Origin of the sequence: Streptococcus mitis, from assembly GCF_946190155.1 — a bacterium.
Classification (GTDB): domain Bacteria; phylum Bacillota; class Bacilli; order Lactobacillales; family Streptococcaceae; genus Streptococcus; species Streptococcus mitis_CL.
Map to the genome: position 1 here is coordinate 228,206 of NZ_CAMHZL010000003.1, position 17,333 is coordinate 245,538.

General features: G+C 42.4%; 17 protein-coding genes and 1 riboswitch. Of the genes, 4 read left to right on the forward strand and 13 right to left on the reverse strand.

What is annotated here, in order from left to right; all coding sequences use genetic code 11:
- Window positions 1–28: 28 nt before the first annotated feature.
- Window positions 29–1,456 (reverse strand): helix-turn-helix domain-containing protein, encoded by a 1,428-nt coding sequence (locus N8O80_RS04265; protein WP_261027003.1) that lies wholly within the window; start codon window positions 1,454–1,456, stop codon window positions 29–31.
- Window positions 1,457–1,620: 164 nt separating this feature from the next.
- Here N8O80_RS04265 and hslO point away from each other — a divergent pair, with 164 nt between their 5' ends.
- Genes hslO through N8O80_RS04280 form a run of 3 tightly spaced genes read left to right on the forward strand, consistent with a single transcriptional unit; the run spans window position 1,621 to window position 4,013 of the window.
- The gene (gene hslO, locus N8O80_RS04270) at window positions 1,621–2,493 is read left to right on the forward strand and encodes an Hsp33 family molecular chaperone HslO (RefSeq protein WP_261027004.1); all 873 of its coding nucleotides are present in this window, start codon (window positions 1,621–1,623) and stop codon (window positions 2,491–2,493) included.
- Window positions 2,480–3,460 carry a tRNA dihydrouridine synthase DusB gene (gene dusB, locus N8O80_RS04275; protein ID WP_162927899.1) on the forward strand — a complete coding sequence of 327 codons (981 nt, stop codon included), beginning with the start codon at window positions 2,480–2,482 and terminating at the stop codon, window positions 3,458–3,460. The genes hslO and dusB overlap by 14 nt, the downstream gene beginning before the upstream one ends.
- A gap of 1 nt (window position 3,461) precedes the next feature.
- Complete coding sequence (locus N8O80_RS04280) at window positions 3,462–4,013, forward strand: cysteine hydrolase family protein (RefSeq protein ID WP_120770782.1); 552 nt, start codon at window positions 3,462–3,464, stop codon at window positions 4,011–4,013.
- A gap of 69 nt (window positions 4,014–4,082) precedes the next feature.
- Here the strand turns inward: N8O80_RS04280 and N8O80_RS04285 are convergent, their stop codons facing one another.
- The gene (locus tag N8O80_RS04285; RefSeq protein ID WP_120770781.1) at window positions 4,083–4,766 is read right to left on the reverse strand and encodes a hypothetical protein; all 684 of its coding nucleotides are present in this window, start codon (window positions 4,764–4,766) and stop codon (window positions 4,083–4,085) included.
- 277 nt (window positions 4,767–5,043) lie between these two features.
- Between N8O80_RS04285 and N8O80_RS04290 the strand changes: the two genes are divergently transcribed.
- The gene (locus tag N8O80_RS04290) at window positions 5,044–5,274 is read left to right on the forward strand and encodes a hypothetical protein (protein WP_120770780.1); all 231 of its coding nucleotides are present in this window, start codon (window positions 5,044–5,046) and stop codon (window positions 5,272–5,274) included.
- 72 nt (window positions 5,275–5,346) lie between these two features.
- Here N8O80_RS04290 and N8O80_RS04295 read toward each other — a convergent pair whose 3' ends face one another.
- From N8O80_RS04295 to N8O80_RS04345, 11 genes are all read right to left on the reverse strand, one after another.
- A complete protein-coding gene (locus N8O80_RS04295) occupies window positions 5,347–6,120 on the reverse strand; it encodes an NUDIX hydrolase (protein ID WP_261027005.1) in 774 nt (257 codons plus the stop codon).
- A 1-nt stretch (window position 6,121) separates the two neighbouring features.
- Window positions 6,122–6,901 carry a nicotinamide riboside transporter PnuC gene (pnuC, locus tag N8O80_RS04300; RefSeq protein ID WP_115904572.1) on the reverse strand — a complete coding sequence of 260 codons (780 nt, stop codon included), beginning with the start codon at window positions 6,899–6,901 and terminating at the stop codon, window positions 6,122–6,124.
- Window positions 6,902–6,910: 9 nt separating this feature from the next.
- Complete coding sequence (locus N8O80_RS04305; protein WP_261027006.1) at window positions 6,911–7,969, reverse strand: AAA family ATPase; 1,059 nt, start codon at window positions 7,967–7,969, stop codon at window positions 6,911–6,913.
- 146 nt (window positions 7,970–8,115) lie between these two features.
- Entirely contained in the window at window positions 8,116–10,548 is a 2,433-nt protein-coding gene (locus tag N8O80_RS04310; protein WP_120719058.1) for an ATP-dependent Clp protease ATP-binding subunit, read from the reverse strand.
- A gap of 1 nt (window position 10,549) precedes the next feature.
- Window positions 10,550–11,008 carry a CtsR family transcriptional regulator gene (locus N8O80_RS04315; RefSeq protein WP_001211277.1) on the reverse strand — a complete coding sequence of 153 codons (459 nt, stop codon included), beginning with the start codon at window positions 11,006–11,008 and terminating at the stop codon, window positions 10,550–10,552.
- A gap of 118 nt (window positions 11,009–11,126) precedes the next feature.
- Complete coding sequence (locus N8O80_RS04320) at window positions 11,127–11,855, reverse strand: ABC transporter ATP-binding protein (RefSeq protein ID WP_261027007.1); 729 nt, start codon at window positions 11,853–11,855, stop codon at window positions 11,127–11,129.
- On the reverse strand, window positions 11,855–12,862 hold the full coding sequence (locus tag N8O80_RS04325) for an ABC transporter substrate-binding protein (protein ID WP_004261900.1): 1,008 nt from the start codon (window positions 12,860–12,862) through the stop codon (window positions 11,855–11,857). The genes N8O80_RS04320 and N8O80_RS04325 overlap by 1 nt, the downstream gene beginning before the upstream one ends.
- Before the next feature lie 38 nt (window positions 12,863–12,900).
- Window positions 12,901–13,659: an ABC transporter permease gene (locus N8O80_RS04330; RefSeq protein WP_024057369.1), complete on the reverse strand. Its 759-nt coding sequence runs from the start codon at window positions 13,657–13,659 to the stop codon at window positions 12,901–12,903.
- Window positions 13,622–13,912, reverse strand: coding sequence for a thiamine-binding protein (locus tag N8O80_RS04335; protein ID WP_000647659.1), 291 nt, complete (start codon window positions 13,910–13,912; stop codon window positions 13,622–13,624). Before N8O80_RS04335 ends, N8O80_RS04330 begins: the two co-directional genes overlap by 38 nt.
- Before the next feature lie 68 nt (window positions 13,913–13,980).
- Window positions 13,981–14,083, reverse strand: a riboswitch (TPP riboswitch).
- Window positions 14,084–14,185: 102 nt separating this feature from the next.
- Complete coding sequence (gene polA, locus N8O80_RS04340; protein ID WP_120770881.1) at window positions 14,186–16,819, reverse strand: DNA polymerase I; 2,634 nt, start codon at window positions 16,817–16,819, stop codon at window positions 14,186–14,188.
- A 118-nt stretch (window positions 16,820–16,937) separates the two neighbouring features.
- Window positions 16,938–17,333, reverse strand: a 396-nt coding sequence (locus tag N8O80_RS04345) for an SIALI-17 repeat-containing surface protein (RefSeq protein WP_261027010.1), incomplete at its 5' end; no start/stop codon positions are given.

The following is a 17,333-nucleotide window of genomic DNA, read 5'->3' on the forward strand; positions in this document are numbered from 1 at the left end:
CAAAAAAGACCTGGAACGACCAAGCCTTTTAAGTGAATAATAACTGACGAATAGCCGCCAAATCTTCCAAATCCAAGTCATTTTTTAAATAATAAACTGGGGTCTGTTCCTTCTTATGAATCGGGTTATTGGTAACCAGCAAATCATAATGCCGAGTACAATCATAGGCTTCAATAGTGATAAAACGATTGTATTCCAAATACCGTTTCAAAATGGCTGCCATCCTTGAAAAGACAAGAAAACCAGATGTCAAATCCAGACCAATCCGCATATGCTGACCACCATTTTCAGCCATATATTCGATTAACTGGAGCCATTCCCAGAGAATTTTCCTATCTAAATCTGTCCCCTGCTGAAAGGCCGGTAGAGCATGAAAAATCTCCTCTGCCGTTCCCCTAAAATCATGTTCCATCAGCAAATAAGGATGACGATTCTCTAACTGGTACTTGTAGCGATCCTGTAAGATATAGCCCTTGTATAGATAAACTTGACCACAAAGCTGACTGAGTTCATAAGTAACGTGATCCTCTGTATAATCACCCAGCAACTCCTCCTTCTTCATTTCTTGAATCAATTGTGTCAGTAAATCTGCCAACTGCCCTCCAAAACCAAGAATATACTCCATAGTATGAAGGGGAAGAATGCGATGGGATAGGAGGAAAGAGAAGAAAATCATCATCTCACCGTCCTCAGTTCCTAGAGGAAGGTGTTGCCCAGCAAAAAAGGACGGAGCCTTTCGATGCAAACGAAGGTAGAAAATATTGTCAAAATACCCTCGCATTTTCTCTTCTATCACTTGAAACTGACAGGCATTGACACGGAGACGTTGTTGACTGATATGAGCCCAGAGAACCAAGTCCAATTTCTGACCCGAAGACAAACTTGCACCGCAGATTTCTTCTAAAGTGGCAATCTCCTGTTTTCTCTCTGGTTTCTGCATGTGACCTTCCCACTCCTGACTGGACCAAACCTTGCGGAAAAGACAGAAATAGAAATAGCGAATTTGATGTTCTGGACCTCGCCACCGTCCATTTTGGATGGATAAGTCAAATTCTGACAAAATCTGATTTAGACTAGCTAAGTGGCGACCAAGCGTAGCCTCACTAATCATCAATTCTTGAGCCAGCTGATGGGCTAAAAACTGTTGGTGGTAGAGAAGATAAACAAGAATCTGATATTTAACAGCATTCTCCAAAAACAAGCTCCGAATATCTCTCCCCTTGGTCGCTGCACCGATCGATAGACGCAGATTTTCATCTTCTAAGTGAATATTCAGCTCTAAGCCACTATCCAAAGCCTTGTCATTGAGAAGGGTGACATATTTGGTTAGGGTTGCTTTTGAAAATCCTGTTTCCTCCATTACAGCCTTGACAGTCGTCTGAGACTCTTGTAATAGAAAGGAAAGGATTGAAAATTGGCCAGATTCAGCCTTTTCCATCAAGTCTCCTAAATACATTTGTTACCCCTTTCATTTTCTACCTTAAGCATAGCATAAATCTTACAAATGCTGAAATAATCTGTTTCTCTTTTTATTTTCATGCTGATTTCCTGGTCCATTATCCTAAAAATCAGCAAACACACGGCTCCCCCTTTGGGCATTTTTATGCTAAAATAGTAGCTATGGATAAAATTATTAAAACAATATCAGAAAGCGGAGCCTTTCGTGCTTTTGTCCTTGATAGCACAGAAACCGTCCGCACTGCTCAAGAAAAACACCAAACCCAAGCTAGCTCAACTGTAGCGCTTGGTCGAACTCTTATCGCTAGCCAGATTCTCGCAGCCAATGAAAAAGGAAATACCAAACTAACAGTGAAGGTACTGGGATCTAGCTCTCTAGGTGCTATTATCACCGTCGCTGATACCAAGGGGAATGTCAAAGGCTATGTTCAAAATTCTGGTGTTGACATCAAAAAGACTGCAACTGGTGAAGTCCTAGTTGGACCTTTTGTCGGCAATGGCCAATTCCTCGTTATCACAGACTACGGTACTGGAAATCCTTACAACTCTATGACTCCCCTCATTTCTGGGGAAATCGGTGAAGACCTTGCCTTTTACCTGACTGAAAGCCAACAAACACCTTCAGCAGTCGGCCTCAATGTCCTTTTGGATGAGGAAGACAAGGTCAAGGTTGCAGGTGGTTTCCTAGTCCAAGTCTTACCAGGAGCCAAGGAAGAAGAGATTGCCCGTTTTGAGAAACACATCCAAGAAATGCCAGCTATCTCTACCCTTCTCGAAAGTGAAGACCATATCGAAGCCCTCCTCAAAGCAATCTACGGTGACGAGGCCTACAAGCGTCTTTCTGAAGAAGAAATCCGTTTCCAATGTGACTGTAGCCATGAACGCTTTATGAATGCTCTTGCTAGCCTTCCAAGCTCAGACTTACAGGAAATGAAAGAGGAAGACCATGGGGCAGAAATCACTTGTCAATTCTGCCAAACAACTTATAACTTTGATGAAAACGACCTGGAGGAACTCATTCGTGACAAATCTTAATACACCCTTTATGATTGGCAATGTTGAGATTCCCAATCGTACCGTTTTAGCACCCATGGCTGGCGTGACCAACTCAGCCTTTCGTACTATTGCAAAAGAGCTCGGAGCTGGACTCGTTGTCATGGAAATGGTCTCTGACAAGGGCATCCAATACAACAACGAAAAAACCCTGCACATGCTTCATATCGATGAAGGCGAAAACCCTGTTTCTATCCAACTTTTTGGTAGTGATGAAGACAGCCTAGCACGCGCAGCAGAATTCATCCAAGAAAACACCAAAACCGATATCGTGGATATCAACATGGGCTGTCCAGTTAACAAAATCGTGAAGAACGAAGCTGGCGCTATGTGGCTCAAGGACCCAGATAAGATTTACTCTATCATCAACAAGGTCCAATCTGTCCTTGATATCCCACTTACTGTCAAAATGCGAACAGGCTGGGCTGACCCGTCTCTTGCAGTAGAAAATGCCCTCGCTGCTGAAGCTGCAGGTGTTTCTGCCCTCGCTATGCATGGCCGTACCCGTGAACAAATGTACACAGGCCACGCAGACCTTGAGACCCTTCATAAGGTTGCCCAGGCCCTCACCAAGATTCCATTTATCGCTAACGGTGACATTCGTACGGTTCAAGAAGCCAAACAACGTATCGAAGAAGTCGGTGCTGACGCAGTCATGATTGGCCGCGCTGCTATGGGAAATCCCTACCTCTTCAACCAAATCAACCATTACTTTGAAACAGGAGAAATCCTCCCTGATTTGACCTTTGAAGACAAGATGAAAATCGCCTACGAACACTTGAAACGTTTGATTAACCTCAAAGGGGAAAACGTAGCAGTTCGTGAATTTCGTGGTCTCGCTCCTCACTACCTCCGTGGAACATCTGGCGCAGCCAAACTCCGTGGAGCCATTTCACAAGCTAGCACTCTGACAGAGATTGAGGCTCTCTTGCAGTTGGATAAGGCATAAAATGGTTCATACTGCTCTACTGATTATCGATATGCAAAAAGCATTTAATAACCCTATTTGGGGAGAACGGAACAACCCTCAAGCTGAACAACAAGCATTGAGGGTACTGGCATACTTTCGTAAACACGCTCTTCCAGTCTTACACGTTCAACACATATCTGACAATCCCCAGTCGCAATTTCATAACAAACAAAATCAGGAGTTTAAAAGTGGATTTGAACCAGTTACTGCAGAACCTGTCTTTCAAAAAACAGTTAATAGCGCCTTTATTGGAACAAATCTTGAAACCTATTTACGAAAAAATCAGATTTTTCATTTAATCGTTGTTGGTTTGACTCTGCCTCATTGTATATCTACTACGACACGAATGGCAGCAAATCTTGGTTTTAGAGTCACTTTACTAGCAGATGCTACTGCCAGTTTTACCCTATCTAACAAAAACGGTCAGGCCATCTCTCCTGAGACTATCCATGAGATTAACCTCCTTTCTCTACAAGATGAATTTGCTCAAATTCTTACTACAGAAGAATTTCTAACCCAAGTACAAGTATAAAATAATCCGTCAACTCTTATTGAGCTGACGGATTTTCTTTGATTGTAAATATTCAAATACTGATCGTTATTATTGATTCAAAGCAACACTGGAAACCTTACCATCCGCTCCTGTTGTAATTTGGATGATTTTTCCCCCACCAATTTTGGCATTATACTTACCATCATCAAGAGTATAAGAATAGTCTCTGATAGAGTAGTTTTCTTTCTTTCCATCAGCAGATTCTACTGTGAATTTGCCTCCTGATGAAACTGTGATGGTTTCACCATTGGCACCCTTCCAGTTGCCTGCAGCTGCTGAGAAATCACCATCAACCATGGTTAAAACACCCTTGTAGCGTTTGTTGTGTTCTGCTTGCTTGTCTTGAAGTTTGCGGTCAGTTGTTGGATCATAGCCTGACTGGTTAGACTGAGCTTGAGAACCTTGCTGAGTTGAAGGAGCTTGAGTAGCAGTTTGTTGACTAGCTGCCTGTTGATTAGACACTTCTTGGCCTTGTCTTTGCTCTGGTGCAGGTGTCGCAGTTGCTGCAGACTGGTCAGTAGATGATTTGGTCTTTTCAGATGAAGCTGAACTTGAGGACTTCTGAGTTTTACTTTCTTTGCTAGAAGAAGCTGCTTTTGAGCTTGATGATTGGCTTGTCTTAACAGAACTGCTTGCTTGAGTTGTTTCCTTTTTATTTCCACAAGCTCCTAATAGCAAGGTAGAAGCCAATACAGTTGCTGCCATCAATTTGATATAGGTTTTCTTTTTCATTTTTCTACTCCTTTGTAATGTTTTAGAAATATAAAGAAATCTTTTTGTAATATAATTGTAACATTTAGCTTTAAATATGTCAACAATTTATCTAAACTATTTTAAAAATCTTAAATACTTTAGATACATTTACTCCTCCTACTCTTCTATTCGTAATAAAACAGAAAAACAGGAGATTTTTCTTTTAAAATTTGAATTTGTTTTTGTGTAATCGCTTGCATTGTATTAGACAAAGGAATATAATAACATTGAAATAGAATATAGGAGGTGTAGACTTATGTTAAGCAAATATTACAAGTATCTTCCTTGGTTGATTTTGGGAGCTTTCTGGTCTTATCAGTCCGCAATTCGCTACGCTCAGACTACATTTGATGTCTTCTATCTGACGACAGTCTTTATGATTTTCTATATAGCTTTGTTATTCCTACACGAAAAATATCTCAAGTATCTATACAAAGACTTTTTTACTCACCTGTTGAGCAATTCTAAGAAAGATAGCCACCCATAAAATCAGTCACAACACAAAACCATCTCATGATGGTAGATAAAGAGGTCAGGAACTTTGTCCCGACCTCGTTTTTTATTTCAATCGATAGGTTTTTCTTGGTTTCTTTTTAGGCACTCGTTTGAGTCCGACTTCTTCTACATATTCGCCGTATTTGACGAGAAAGTTATTGCTGACGATTGGTCGACCGGGGTTGATGAGATTGACCAGTTCGGTTCCCTCGTAGACAGTGAACTCCTCCTCTAGCAGATAGAGGAAGGTCGGATTCCAGTCAAGTCGTCCTTGGATTCGTTTGATAGATTCTTTAATAATGGCATAATGGTCAAAAGCGAAGGCTTGTTCCTCCAACTCTACTCCCTCTAAGAAGCACTTGCCTGTCTGAAAATTGACATCTACGAAAACGACATCCTTGGCATCGTCTCCTGCTTGAACAAGTTCTAATGCACGACTAGGCAGATAAACCAAGTGGGCAATGGTCACCGTCCAGCCCCGGGGGTCACGGCCGGGAGTCGATACGGTCATCAATTGCTCAATTTTTTCCAAAGGAAGATCTAGACTGACTTCTTCTCTCACCTCACGCTGACAGGCATGCGCAGCATCTTCGCCCTTGTCCATAAATCCTCCAACCAGAGCCAAACAATTTTGATAAGGGTGAGCCTTGCGACGAATTAATAAGAGCTTCATCTTTCCTTCGACAAAGCAGTAGGCTACCATATCCACCGTCACACTTGGTTTTTCGTATTGAGGGAGTTCCTGCTTGTAGTACCAGTCTAAAAACTCTTCCTGACTTGCATGAACTTCAAAAAATTCTTTTTCCGTCATCCCTGCTGGAATCATCGTGTCCGCCATTTTATGCCTCCTTACGAACTGCCTTGGTCCATTGGTACCAACCTACTAGACTATTGAGTGTGTAAACCCAGTACATCCCTTGGATGTGGATATTTTCACCCCACCAGAGGTAGATACTAAAAAGATTGGTTGCAATCCAGAAAATCCATTGCTCACGGTAGAGACGTGTCATCAAGAGCTGACCTACACCATTGGTCGCATCGGTTACACTATCACGGAAAGGGCGAGCGCTATGAATACTTTGATAAGCCAAGCCCATACCAATCCAAATGATAGCAGTCAAAGCCAAGTACTTGAGCCAGTCAAGCACAGATAATTTCTTAGCTTCAAAGTGAGATTCTTCTACTTTTCCTTGATCATTGATACGGTTGGACAGCCAAGCATAGAGGCCAATCGGCTGCATGACAAAGAAGTAAACGGTCGTCAAAACTTCACCATAAAAAGTCGCATTCATGGCCAAAACCAAATAGATAGCTGAGTTGATGGCCCCAAAGAGATAATTGCTTGCACGCCCTTCTGCTACCAAGATAACACAGACAATCCCAGTCCAAGATGCCAACAAGCTCATCCAGTCATGACTTTCTGTATTTTGCGTGAATTCCAAGATCAAGGGAACACTTGACAAGACAATGAGATACAACCACTGGAAGAGGCTACGGCCGACAAAGAGATCTTTCCAGAGCAGGTTCATGATTCCTGCAAAACCGATCTTACGAGCTTCTGCATGAACATTTTTAAAGTTTTCGATAAATTGTGTGATTTTTTCAGTTAGTTTTTTCATATTTTTCTCCTAATCTGCTTGGTAAATGGCATCAATAGCCACTTTTGCTGCTTCATAATTTCCTAGATAATCCTCTGCTAGATAAACTAGTGGAATGTTTGCTAAGTAGCGCTCCCTCATCTGATCCAAATGCTGGGAAAAACTATGACGAATATGGTCTTCTGCCATGGTCATATCTCTAAATCCGTCATTGACATAGGAACCAACAGGTTGCACAAAGAGAATCAAGTCCCATTTTTCCTTAGCCAAGATCGAGGCAAAGAGATTATCAAAAGTCTCTCCTGATAAATCCCCTTGGTCCTCAGTCTCCATGTAATAATCATAGTAGCCCTTGGTTACTAAGGAGTTGGTGTCTGCTATCACCAGTCCCCTATTGGCATTACTGTCAATTAACTTAGAGGTCTGGTCATACTGCCCCAACAGGAGATAATAATAATCCTTTGGAGTCAATTCATCGTCGCGGACATTGTTTTTGATCTGGTACTCACGCGCGTATTCCAGACTAACGGGTGCATCGTAATACCTTGCCAAATCCTTGGCCAGAGTAGTCTTCCCATTGCTGGCACTTCCCATAATCAACACTTTCTTTGTAAACTGACGTCGGAAGGGTTGAGCAATATATTTCCAATATTTGCTTGGATTTTCTCGAATCATAGTCGCTGAAATACCAAACTTTCTTTCTTGCAAGACAGTGCCAAATCCACGTATAGATAATTCTTGCTGATAGTCTGCTTCTCCCACAAAGAAAATTAGTTCTTGCTGGGTTTCATCATAGGAAATCTCCGCTAACATTTGGTCCAACCACTCCTGCCAGCCCATAGGGTAACGAGGAAGATTGGTTTCATCTAACTTGCAGACCGAGGTCAACTCGTCATCACCAAAGGCCTCTCGGATATAGCGAAATCTCTTTTGAAGCGTTAAGCCTACCTGCTCTCCTCGGTCTCCCTCATAGCCTGAAACAACAACCCAGACCTGGTCACACTGCCGCTTCGCTCGCTGGATTAGATCGATATGTCCTTGATGAAGCGGAGCAAAGGTTCCAAATACCACTGCTGTTTTCTTTTTCATAAACGCATTACCTTTTTATAATTTTTGATATTTTTATTCTCTATGTTTTTATTATAAATTATATTTTTGTTTTGTCAATAGTTTTTTATCATTTTTTATAAAAAAGTAGCAAAAAAGAGAATCAAGATTGCTCCTGATTCTCCATTTTATGCAATATCAAATTTTAACTGGCCTGCTTTAACACCAATCTTAAGTGTGCTGCCTGCCTCTAATTCTCCCTTGAGAAGAAGTTCTGCCAACTTGTCTTCCACTTCTGTTTGCAGGGTTCTGCGAAGTGGACGAGCTCCCATCTCTGGATCATATCCTTGATTTGCCAGCAATTTCAGTGCGGAAGCTTGTAATTTCAAGTCAATACCTTTTTCAGCCAAACTTGTTACTAAAGGTTTAACCATAATCTTCACCACTTCCTGCATATGGTCGCTAGACAAGCTATGGAAGACTACCTTTTCATCAATACGGTTGATAAACTCAGGTCTATAAGCCTTTTTCAACTCTTCAAACATGCGTTTTTCCATATTTTCCTGGTCAAAACGAATGTCCTTAGCTCCAAAACCGACGGTCTTGTCATCACGAAGGGCTGTCGCACCAAGGTTCGATGTCATGATGATAATGGTATTTGAAAAGTCAACCTTGCGTCCCTTGCTATCTGTCAAGACACCGTCATCCAAGACCTGCAAGAGGACATTAAAGATATCTGGGTGGGCTTTTTCTACCTCGTCAAAGAGGAGAACGGAATAGGGTTTGTTGCGAACCTTCTCGGTCAACTCCCCACCTTCTTCATAACCCACATAGCCCGGAGGAGCTCCATTGAGACGACTGGCTGCAAATTTTTCCATATATTCACTCATATCAAAGCGGATCAGAGCTGATTCATCATCAAAGAGAACTTCTGCCAGAGCCTTGGCCAATTCGGTCTTACCGACACCTGTAGGCCCTAGGAACATAAAGGAACCAATCGGACGCTTATGACTGCGAATCCCTGACTGGTTGCGGCGAATCGCACGGCTAATGCTTGAAACAGCTTGATCTTGACCGATGACACGTTTGTGCAATTCAGCTTCCAAGTTAAGGTATTTCTTAGCGTCCGTCTGAGTCAGTTTTTGGACTGGAATACCTGACAAACGACTCAAGGTGGTCAAAATATCAGACTCTGTCACCAAGTCTTTATAGACAGGCACTTCCTCTTCTTTTGCGATTAGCTGAGCTGCCTGTTTCCACTTGCCATCCATCAAGGCCTTGTCAGCTGGACTCAAGCCCGAATCGTCTGCTTTTACATGCTTTGCCTTATTTTGCACTGTTGCTGCTGCTTCGTCCAAGAGGTCAATAGCAGAGTCCGGCAAATGACGACTAGTCAAGTAACGATGGGCCATCTTGACGGCTGTTTCAACTGCTTCATCTGTGATTTGCACACGGTGATGTTTCTCATAAGTCGCCTTCAAGCCTTGTAAAATGGTCATGCTGTCTGCCACACTCGGCTCTTCAATCGTTACTTTAGCGAAACGACGAGAAAGGGCTGCATCTTTTTCGATATGTTTTTGATATTCTTCCTGAGTGGTCGCACCAACCGTTCTCAAAGTTCCACGCGCCAAGGCTGGCTTCAAGATATTGGCCGCATCTAGAGTTGAGTCAATCCCACTCCCAGAACCCATGATAGTGTGAAGTTCATCGATAAAGAGGATGACTTGTCCATCTTCTTCAATGTCCTTGATGATATTGTTCATACGTTCTTCAAAGTCACCGCGGAAACGTGTCCCTGCGACGACATTCATCAAATCAAGCTCTAACACGCGCATCTTAGCCATTTCCGTAGGCACATCCCCACTAGCAATACGCTGGGCAAGACCAAGCGCCAGAGCAGTTTTCCCGACACCCGCATCTCCAACCAAGACAGGATTATTCTTGGTTTTACGGCTCAAGATTTGAATCATACGAGAGATTTCCTTGTCCCGACCGATGACTGGCTCTAATCTGCCAGAACGCGCTTGCTCCGTTAAATCATGCGTATAGTCCTCGAGACCACCGCTTGGAGTCTGGGGCATGCCCATCATATTGGCCATAGAATTTTGTTTGTCAGCTACTGTACGATGACGTTGGCGTAAAGCCTTGAGGTCTTCACGAGTCCAGCCTGCACGTTCTTCTAGATTTCGACGTAGGGCAGCAATCTTAACCTGATCTTTCTTGTCTTCATAAGAAAAACCAGCTCTCTCCAAGATACGAGTCGCCAAGGCATTGCCATCATGCAAAATCGCATAGAGGACATGCTCCGTCCCTAGCATCTTAGCATGGACCACTGACGCCACATATTCTGCTTCATCAAAAAGGACCTGCAAACGATGAGAAAACGGCAATTCCGTCAAAGTTTCATTCTGGTTATAGTCTGTTTCAGTCAGTTCCAAAGCCACCTCTTCTAAACGGTCCATCTCATATGGATAATCATTTAAAGTGGCCCCTGCCACACTATAACTGTGATTGGACATGGCAATCAACAAGTGCCAAGACTCTAGGTAACAAGCTCCAAAATGGCCAGCCACCATGTAGGCACTTTCGATACATTCATTCAATGCTTTTGAATAGTTCATCTTACTTCCCTTTTCTATCTACCTCTTGTATGACCTGTCGTAGCATGTTTGCTCGAAGTACTGGTGCTTCTTCTCCTAAAACGCGATCCAAAGCTACTGATACTAGCAAATTCATCTCCTGCTTGGTCATCAATTCCTGCTCAACCAAAAGCTGCAGAATATCCTCATAAATTTCTTGACTAACTCGCTCACCAATTGAGTAAAGCAGCTCCCTAAGCATTTCATGATGACTAGAAAACTCAATCCGTCCTATACGAATGTAGCCTCCACCACCACGCTTACTTTCAACCAAGTAGCCTCTACTTTCCGTAAAGCGTGTCTTAATCACATAGTTGATCTGACTAGGAACAACCTGAAAAGTATCTGCCAACTGACTCCGTTGCAATTCTACAATTCCAGATTGATCTAAAATCGCCTTGATGTAGGCCTCAATATGATCCGATGTATTTTTAAATCTCATTACAAACCCACCTCTCTCTTTAAACCTTGACTATCTTTGACTATTATACCGAAATTTTCTCATTTTTAAAAGAAAAAGGGCGCTGGTAAAGGATAATCTTCACCAACTCCCTATTTCTCTACTTATCTAAGCCTAATTCCGCTAAGATTTGACGTTTATAGACAATCTTTTGGACTTCCTTGTCCTCATCTTCAGACCAATCTAGTTTAATTTCTGAAACAATCTGCCCAGGGCGATTTTTCAAGATATAGATGCGGTCGCTGAGACTGAGGGCCTCCTCGATACTGTGCGTGATAATCAAGGTTGTTAACTGCAACTGCTTGTGAATCTCAAGATACCAAGCGTGGAGTTCCATCTTGGTCATCTCATCCAAAGCGCTAAAGGCCTCATCCAAGAGAAAAAGCTTGTGCCCGAAAAGGTAGGTACGAAGCAAGGCCACACGCTGGCGCATCCCACCACTTAGTTCATGAGGATACTTGTCTCGTACAGCTGTCAACTGGAAGGTCGCAAGAATTTCATCTGCGCGAGCAATAGCTTCTGCCTTATCCACCTTTTGAATCAAGAGGGGCAGAATGATATTACCAAGCACCGTCTTGTGCTCCAAGAGCAGATCCTTTTGTAACATATAACTCACGCGCCCCTTGGGATTTTCTTCACCATCAAGGACAATTCTCCCTGACTGAACTTCTAAAATCCCCGCAATTAAGTTGAAAAGCGTAGTCTTACCAACACCACTTGGGCCTAGGATAGAAACCACTTCACCTGAAGTGACTTTCAGATTGATGTCCTCTAAAATCCTCTCCTGACCATAGGCATAACTGACGTGTTCTAGTCTAATTTCTGTCATTATTTCACAAATTCGTTGGTGAAGCCTTTGTCTGTCAAATCTTCTTTAAGGATACCATTTTCTTTATCCCATTTGTAGAAGGCATTCCAGCGAGCTGCATCAAATTGCCCCCATTTTTCCTTGTCGCTTGCGTATTCTTTTGACAAGTATTTTTGAGATTCGATGACAAAGTCACGTTTTTCCTTGAGTTCAGGTGCATTTTTGATGAGGATATCAGCTGCTTCCTCTGGATGCTCCATAGCATATTGGTAGCCTTTTTTGATAGCTTGGATAACTTTGCGAGCTTCTTCTTTGTTGTCTTTCAAATAGTCGTTGTTAGCAATAATGACTGGTGAGTAATAGTCAAATTCTTTAACGTAGTCTTTCAAGTACATAAAGTTAGCATCTACACCTTGAGATTTTGCAAGGATACCATCCCAACCGTAGTAGATCCAAGCAGTATCAAAGACGCCATTGGCAATCGGTGTGATTGAGTTTGAGTCGTTATTTGGTACTTTTTCAACCTTCTCAAAGTCTCCACCTTGAGATTCTACCAAGGTTTTCAACATAGCAAGTTCAGTTGGGTCATTCCATGTCCCGTATTTTTTACCAACCAAGTCCTTTGGACTGCTTACATTGTCAGATTTACGAGAGATGATTCCTGATGTATTGTGTTCAACAATAGCTGCAACGGCAGTAATTCCTGCTCCTTTTTCCAATTTTTTAGCCATATAGTCTTGGAAATAGACTGCAAATGGTGCCTTACCGTTAATAACCAAGTCAGAAGAACTTTCTTCTGGTGGCAATTTCAAATCAACATCCACTCCAGCTTCTTTGAAATAACCTTTTTCCTTAGCAACATAAAGCCCTGTGTGGTTGGTATTTGGCGTCCAGTCTAGGATAAAGTCAATCTTCTTGAGTTCTGCTTCCTTATTATCCTTAGAAGCAGTTCCTTGACCACAGGCCACAAGCACAACAGCTACAAGAGCTGTTAAAACAGTTAAAAACACTTTCCATGTTTTCTTCATTTCAATTTCCTCTTTTCTTTTTCAGAAACATTCTTATTCTACGAACGTTTCCATTTAATAACATATTTTTCACTGACATCAACCAGCTTCATACCGAGAAGACTGATAATCGATACCAGAATAATAATAGCAAACATAGTATCATACTGAAACAGTTTCTTGGACTGAATCATGTAGACACCTAGTCCTTCAAAGCCTCCCAACCACTCAGATACTACTGTTGTGATAAAGGCGTAGGAGACACTGACCCTCAGACCAGCATAAAAGTAAGGCAGACTGACAGGGATTTTAAAATGCCACAGGATTTGCCAAGGTTTGGCCCGCATCAGACTAAACAAGGTCAGCATATCCTTGTCACAATGCCTAAAACCGTCCAAAATGCTGACGATGATAGGAAAGGTTGTTGTCAAGATAATCAAGACAATCTTGGGCAAAATCCCATAACCGAGCCACAAAACCAGGATAGGGGCTATGGCAATGGTCGGGATAGTCTGAACAACCACCATCATAGGGTAAATCAGATCGTTAAGCCAAGTCAAACTGTCCATAAGCACAGCCATGAGACAGGCAATCAAGACTCCCAAAATCAGTCCCAATAAAGCCACTCTCAAGGTGGCCCAGCTATGGTGCCAGAGAAATTCTCTATCACGAACAAAGGACAGGAGAATTTCAAGAGGTGTCGGCAGGATAAACTTGGGGAGAAGTTTAAGAAAACCTGCTAACTGCCAGATTGACAAGACCCCCATAAAGCCCAATAGACTAATGTGTCGTCTCAGTATACTTTTCAAGTTTCTCATCAATACTTAAAATCTCTCCTACATTTATTTTGACATTGGCAAAAACATTATCTGCCTCCTGCCCTGCCACTTCTAGCGCTTCTTTGAGAATGCGCATAAGCTCATCAAACTCCCCTTCCAAGACCGTTTCAAATGGTGTCACCACCATAGTTACTTCTTGAGCTTGCAGATAAGCAATGACCTGATCAATAACAGCAATCCGATCAATTCCCTGTGCCAAGGGTAAAACTTGCAAGGCTATGCTTGCTTTCATAAGAACCTCCTCTTCTCGTTTTCCTTTGACAAAAAGAAAAACCTTTACCATATATGGAAAAGGTCAAGATTAGACTAAGTATCGTTCCCTACGCTGGCATTACCCAGATCAGGTGCGGTCGAAGTTTAACACTTCCTCTCAGACTGTACACAGACTCCCATATATTATATGGACATATGATAGCGCAAAACAAAAAAAATGTCAAGGAAACTGCTTACAGAAAAACATGAAAAAGAGTTTGAAAACAAATGCTTCAAACTCTATATAGCTTTTTTATTTAGCCTCGTACCATGTTGCCCCTTCATTTTCATCTGCGATGAGGGGAACACTGAGTTGAATGGCTTCTTCCATAGTTTGTTTGACCAATTTTTTCATCTCTGCTAGTTCCGATTTAGGCACTTCAAGGACGATTTCATCGTGCACTTGCAACAGCATCTTAGTCTGATAACCACCTGCAACCAAGGCTTTATCTAGCTGAATCATGGCAATCTTGAGAATATCTGCCGCCGAACCCTGAATAGGAGAGTTGATAGCTGTCCGCTCCGCAAAACCACGAATGTTGAAGTTGCGCGAATTGATATCTGGCAACTCACGACGACGCTTGAAGAGGGTCTCCACATAGCCCTTATCACGCGCCTCACGCACCACTTCATCCATGTAGTTTTTAATACCTGGGAAGCGTTCAAAGTAGGTATCAATGTAGGCTTTGGCTTCCTTACGACTAATGCCCAGATTATTAGACAAGCCAAAGTCTGAAATTCCATAAACCACCCCAAAGTTAACTGCCTTAGCATTGCGACGGTCGTTTGCAGTCACATCCTCAGGACGCTCAATGCCAAAGACCCGCATGGCTGTCGAAGTATGGATATCTGCCCCCTCTTGGAAAGCCTTAATCAAGTGCTCATCCTTAGAAATATGCGCCAAAACACGCAATTCAATCTGTGAATAGTCCGAGCTGAGCAGCACACTATCCTCCCACTCAGGTACAAAAGCCTTACGAATGAGACGGCCCTGCTCCAAACGCACAGGAATGTTTTGCAAGTTTGGATCTACACTAGACAAACGCCCAGTCTGGGTCAAATCCTGCACATAGCGAGTATGAATCTTGCCATCAGCCAAAATCCAGTCCTGCAAGCCAATCACATAAGTCGATTGAATCTTGGCAATCTGACGGTAATCCAGGATTTTCTTAACAATTGGCGCAATAGGAGCCAAGCGTTCCAAGACATCCACCGCAGTCGAGTATCCAGTTTTGGTTTTCTTAGTGTATTCTAGAGGTAGCCCCAATTTTTCAAAGAGAAGCACCCCCAACTGCTTAGGCGAGTTGATATTAAACTCCTCACCAGCCAGTTCGTAAATCTCCTGAGTGAGTTTTTCAATGACAAGCTCATTTTCAGCCTGCATCTCAAGAAGAGTCTCTTTCTTGACCGTAATCCCAGCAATTTCCATCTTAGCAAGGACAAAGGCCAGAGGTTGCTCCATATCATAAAGAAGCTCTAATTGCCCATTTTCGCTGAGTTTTTCAAGCAAAATAGGCTCTGTTTCGACCAAAACTGCAAGCTTACGAGCTAAATGCTCCAAGAATTTCTCACGTTCAGGAAGGGCCTTCTTGACTCCCTTACCATAGAAAGTCTCATCATCAACCAAATAAGTCTGACCATAAAGACTAGCGATGGTCGCAATTTCATTGTCCTCCACAGTCGAAAGGAGGTATTTAGCCAAACGGCTATCAAAAGCAGGCGCCTGCAAATCCACACCAAAACGATGCAAGAGAACTTTAGCCTTCTTAAAGTCATACACTCTCAGAGGTGTTTTTTCTAGAAAGTCCTTGAAAATCGGCTCTTGCAAAAGCTCAAGTTTATCTGTGGCATAGAGCTTATCCCCACAAGACCAGGCAAAACCAACCAAATCGTCCGTATGGTAATTCTCCCCAAAAAGCTCAAAATGGAAGATAGACTCTTCACTCAGCATATCTTGACTAATTTGGTCAACGATAGTAAAGTTCAAACTCTCAGCCACATCAGCTGACGACACATTTAAAGCCTGCTTGAGCTGTTTGAAACCCATCTCATCGTAGAATTTCCCGAGATTTTCAACATCTGGACCGCTATAGACCAAATCCTCCAAACCAATCTCAATCGGTGCCTTGGTATCAATGGTCGCTAGTGTTTTAGACAAAAAGGCCTGTTCCTTATCATTGATAAGATTTTCCTTCATCTTAGAAGCCTTCATCCCATTGATATTCTCATAAATCCCCTCGAGTGAGCCATGCTCCAGCAAGAGCTTGATACCCGTCTTTTCACCAATTTTGGTTACTCCAGGGATATTATCCGACTTATCACCCATGAGCGCCTTGAGATCGATAAACTGCGTCGGTGTAATGCCCATCTTTTCCATAAGATATTCTGGCGTAAAGGCCTCAAACTCAGCCACACCTTTCTTGGAAATTTCAACCACCGTATGCTCATCCGTCAGCTGAATCAAATCCTTGTCCCCACTGACAATGGTAATATCAAAACCATCCTGCTCTGCTAGCTTATCCAATGTCCCAATGATGTCATCAGCCTCATACTGAGCCAACTCATAGTGACGAATCCCCATATGATCCAGCAACTCACGAATGAAGGGAAATTGCTCACGAAACTCATCCGGAGTCTTAGCCCTACCACCCTTATAATCTGCATACATCTCTGTCCGGAAGGTCGTCTTTCCCGCATCAAAAGCCACCAAAATATGACTCGGCTCAACCCGCTCCAACAAATGGCTCAACATCAACTGAAAACCATAAATCGCATTGGTATGCAAACCAGCCGCATTCTTAAAACGGTCCAACTGCTGATAGAGCGCAAAAAACGCCCGAAAAGCAACAGAAGACCCATCAATCAATAATAATTTTTTCTTATCCATACACCCATTATAAAGGAAAGCACCAAAAAATACCATTAGGAAGAGTTCCCTGAGAGAAACTAAGATAATAGTAAAAAGAGAAGGAAGTTACTCCCTCTCTTTCAAACTACGAAATGAATTAGTTTTTACGTTTCACAAATGGAATGGCACCAAGGAACAATCCAAGGAATCCTAATGATGCAACTGCAACATTATCTTTACCACCAGTATTTGGAAGTTCTTTTTTATCTTCTGTTTTTACTGCTGGCGCTTGATAAGTATTATCCTTGTTAGTACCTGCTGTTGTAAGAGTATATTGTGGAACTTCGTTAATTGCTGCTTCTACACTATTAACGCCTCCTGTATATTCTGGAACTTCGTTAATTGCTGCTTCTACACTATTAACGCCTCCTGTATATTCTGGAACTTCGTTAATTGCTGCTTCTACACTATTAACACCTCCTGTATATTCTGGAACTTCGTTAATTGCTGCTTCTACACTATTAACACCTCCTGTATATTCTGGAACTTCGTT

What these genes read in the sequence shown, in the direction of transcription:
- N8O80_RS04290 (WP_120770780.1), top strand. Translation starts at nt 5,044, where the DNA reads ATGTTAAGCAAATATTACAAGTATCTTCCTTGGTTGATTTTGGGAGCT.
- N8O80_RS04325 (WP_004261900.1), bottom strand. Translation starts at nt 12,862, where the DNA reads ATGAAGAAAACATGGAAAGTGTTTTTAACTGTTTTAACAGCTCTTGTA.
- polA (WP_120770881.1), bottom strand. Translation starts at nt 16,819, where the DNA reads ATGGATAAGAAAAAATTATTATTGATTGATGGGTCTTCTGTTGCTTTT.
- N8O80_RS04330 (WP_024057369.1), bottom strand. Translation starts at nt 13,659, where the DNA reads ATGAGAAACTTGAAAAGTATACTGAGACGACACATTAGTCTATTGGGC.
- pnuC (WP_115904572.1), bottom strand. Translation starts at nt 6,901, where the DNA reads ATGAAAAAACTAACTGAAAAAATCACACAATTTATCGAAAACTTTAAA.
- N8O80_RS04335 (WP_000647659.1), bottom strand. Translation starts at nt 13,912, where the DNA reads ATGAAAGCAAGCATAGCCTTGCAAGTTTTACCCTTGGCACAGGGAATT.
- N8O80_RS04305 (WP_261027006.1), bottom strand. Translation starts at nt 7,969, where the DNA reads ATGAAAAAGAAAACAGCAGTGGTATTTGGAACCTTTGCTCCGCTTCAT.
- N8O80_RS04315 (WP_001211277.1), bottom strand. Translation starts at nt 11,008, where the DNA reads ATGAGATTTAAAAATACATCGGATCATATTGAGGCCTACATCAAGGCG.
- N8O80_RS04295 (WP_261027005.1), bottom strand. Translation starts at nt 6,120, where the DNA reads ATGGCGGACACGATGATTCCAGCAGGGATGACGGAAAAAGAATTTTTT.
- hslO (WP_261027004.1), top strand. Translation starts at nt 1,621, where the DNA reads ATGGATAAAATTATTAAAACAATATCAGAAAGCGGAGCCTTTCGTGCT.
- N8O80_RS04320 (WP_261027007.1), bottom strand. Translation starts at nt 11,855, where the DNA reads ATGACAGAAATTAGACTAGAACACGTCAGTTATGCCTATGGTCAGGAG.
- N8O80_RS04285 (WP_120770781.1), bottom strand. Translation starts at nt 4,766, where the DNA reads ATGAAAAAGAAAACCTATATCAAATTGATGGCAGCAACTGTATTGGCT.
- N8O80_RS04265 (WP_261027003.1), bottom strand. Translation starts at nt 1,456, where the DNA reads ATGTATTTAGGAGACTTGATGGAAAAGGCTGAATCTGGCCAATTTTCA.
- N8O80_RS04310 (WP_120719058.1), bottom strand. Translation starts at nt 10,548, where the DNA reads ATGAACTATTCAAAAGCATTGAATGAATGTATCGAAAGTGCCTACATG.
- N8O80_RS04280 (WP_120770782.1), top strand. Translation starts at nt 3,462, where the DNA reads ATGGTTCATACTGCTCTACTGATTATCGATATGCAAAAAGCATTTAAT.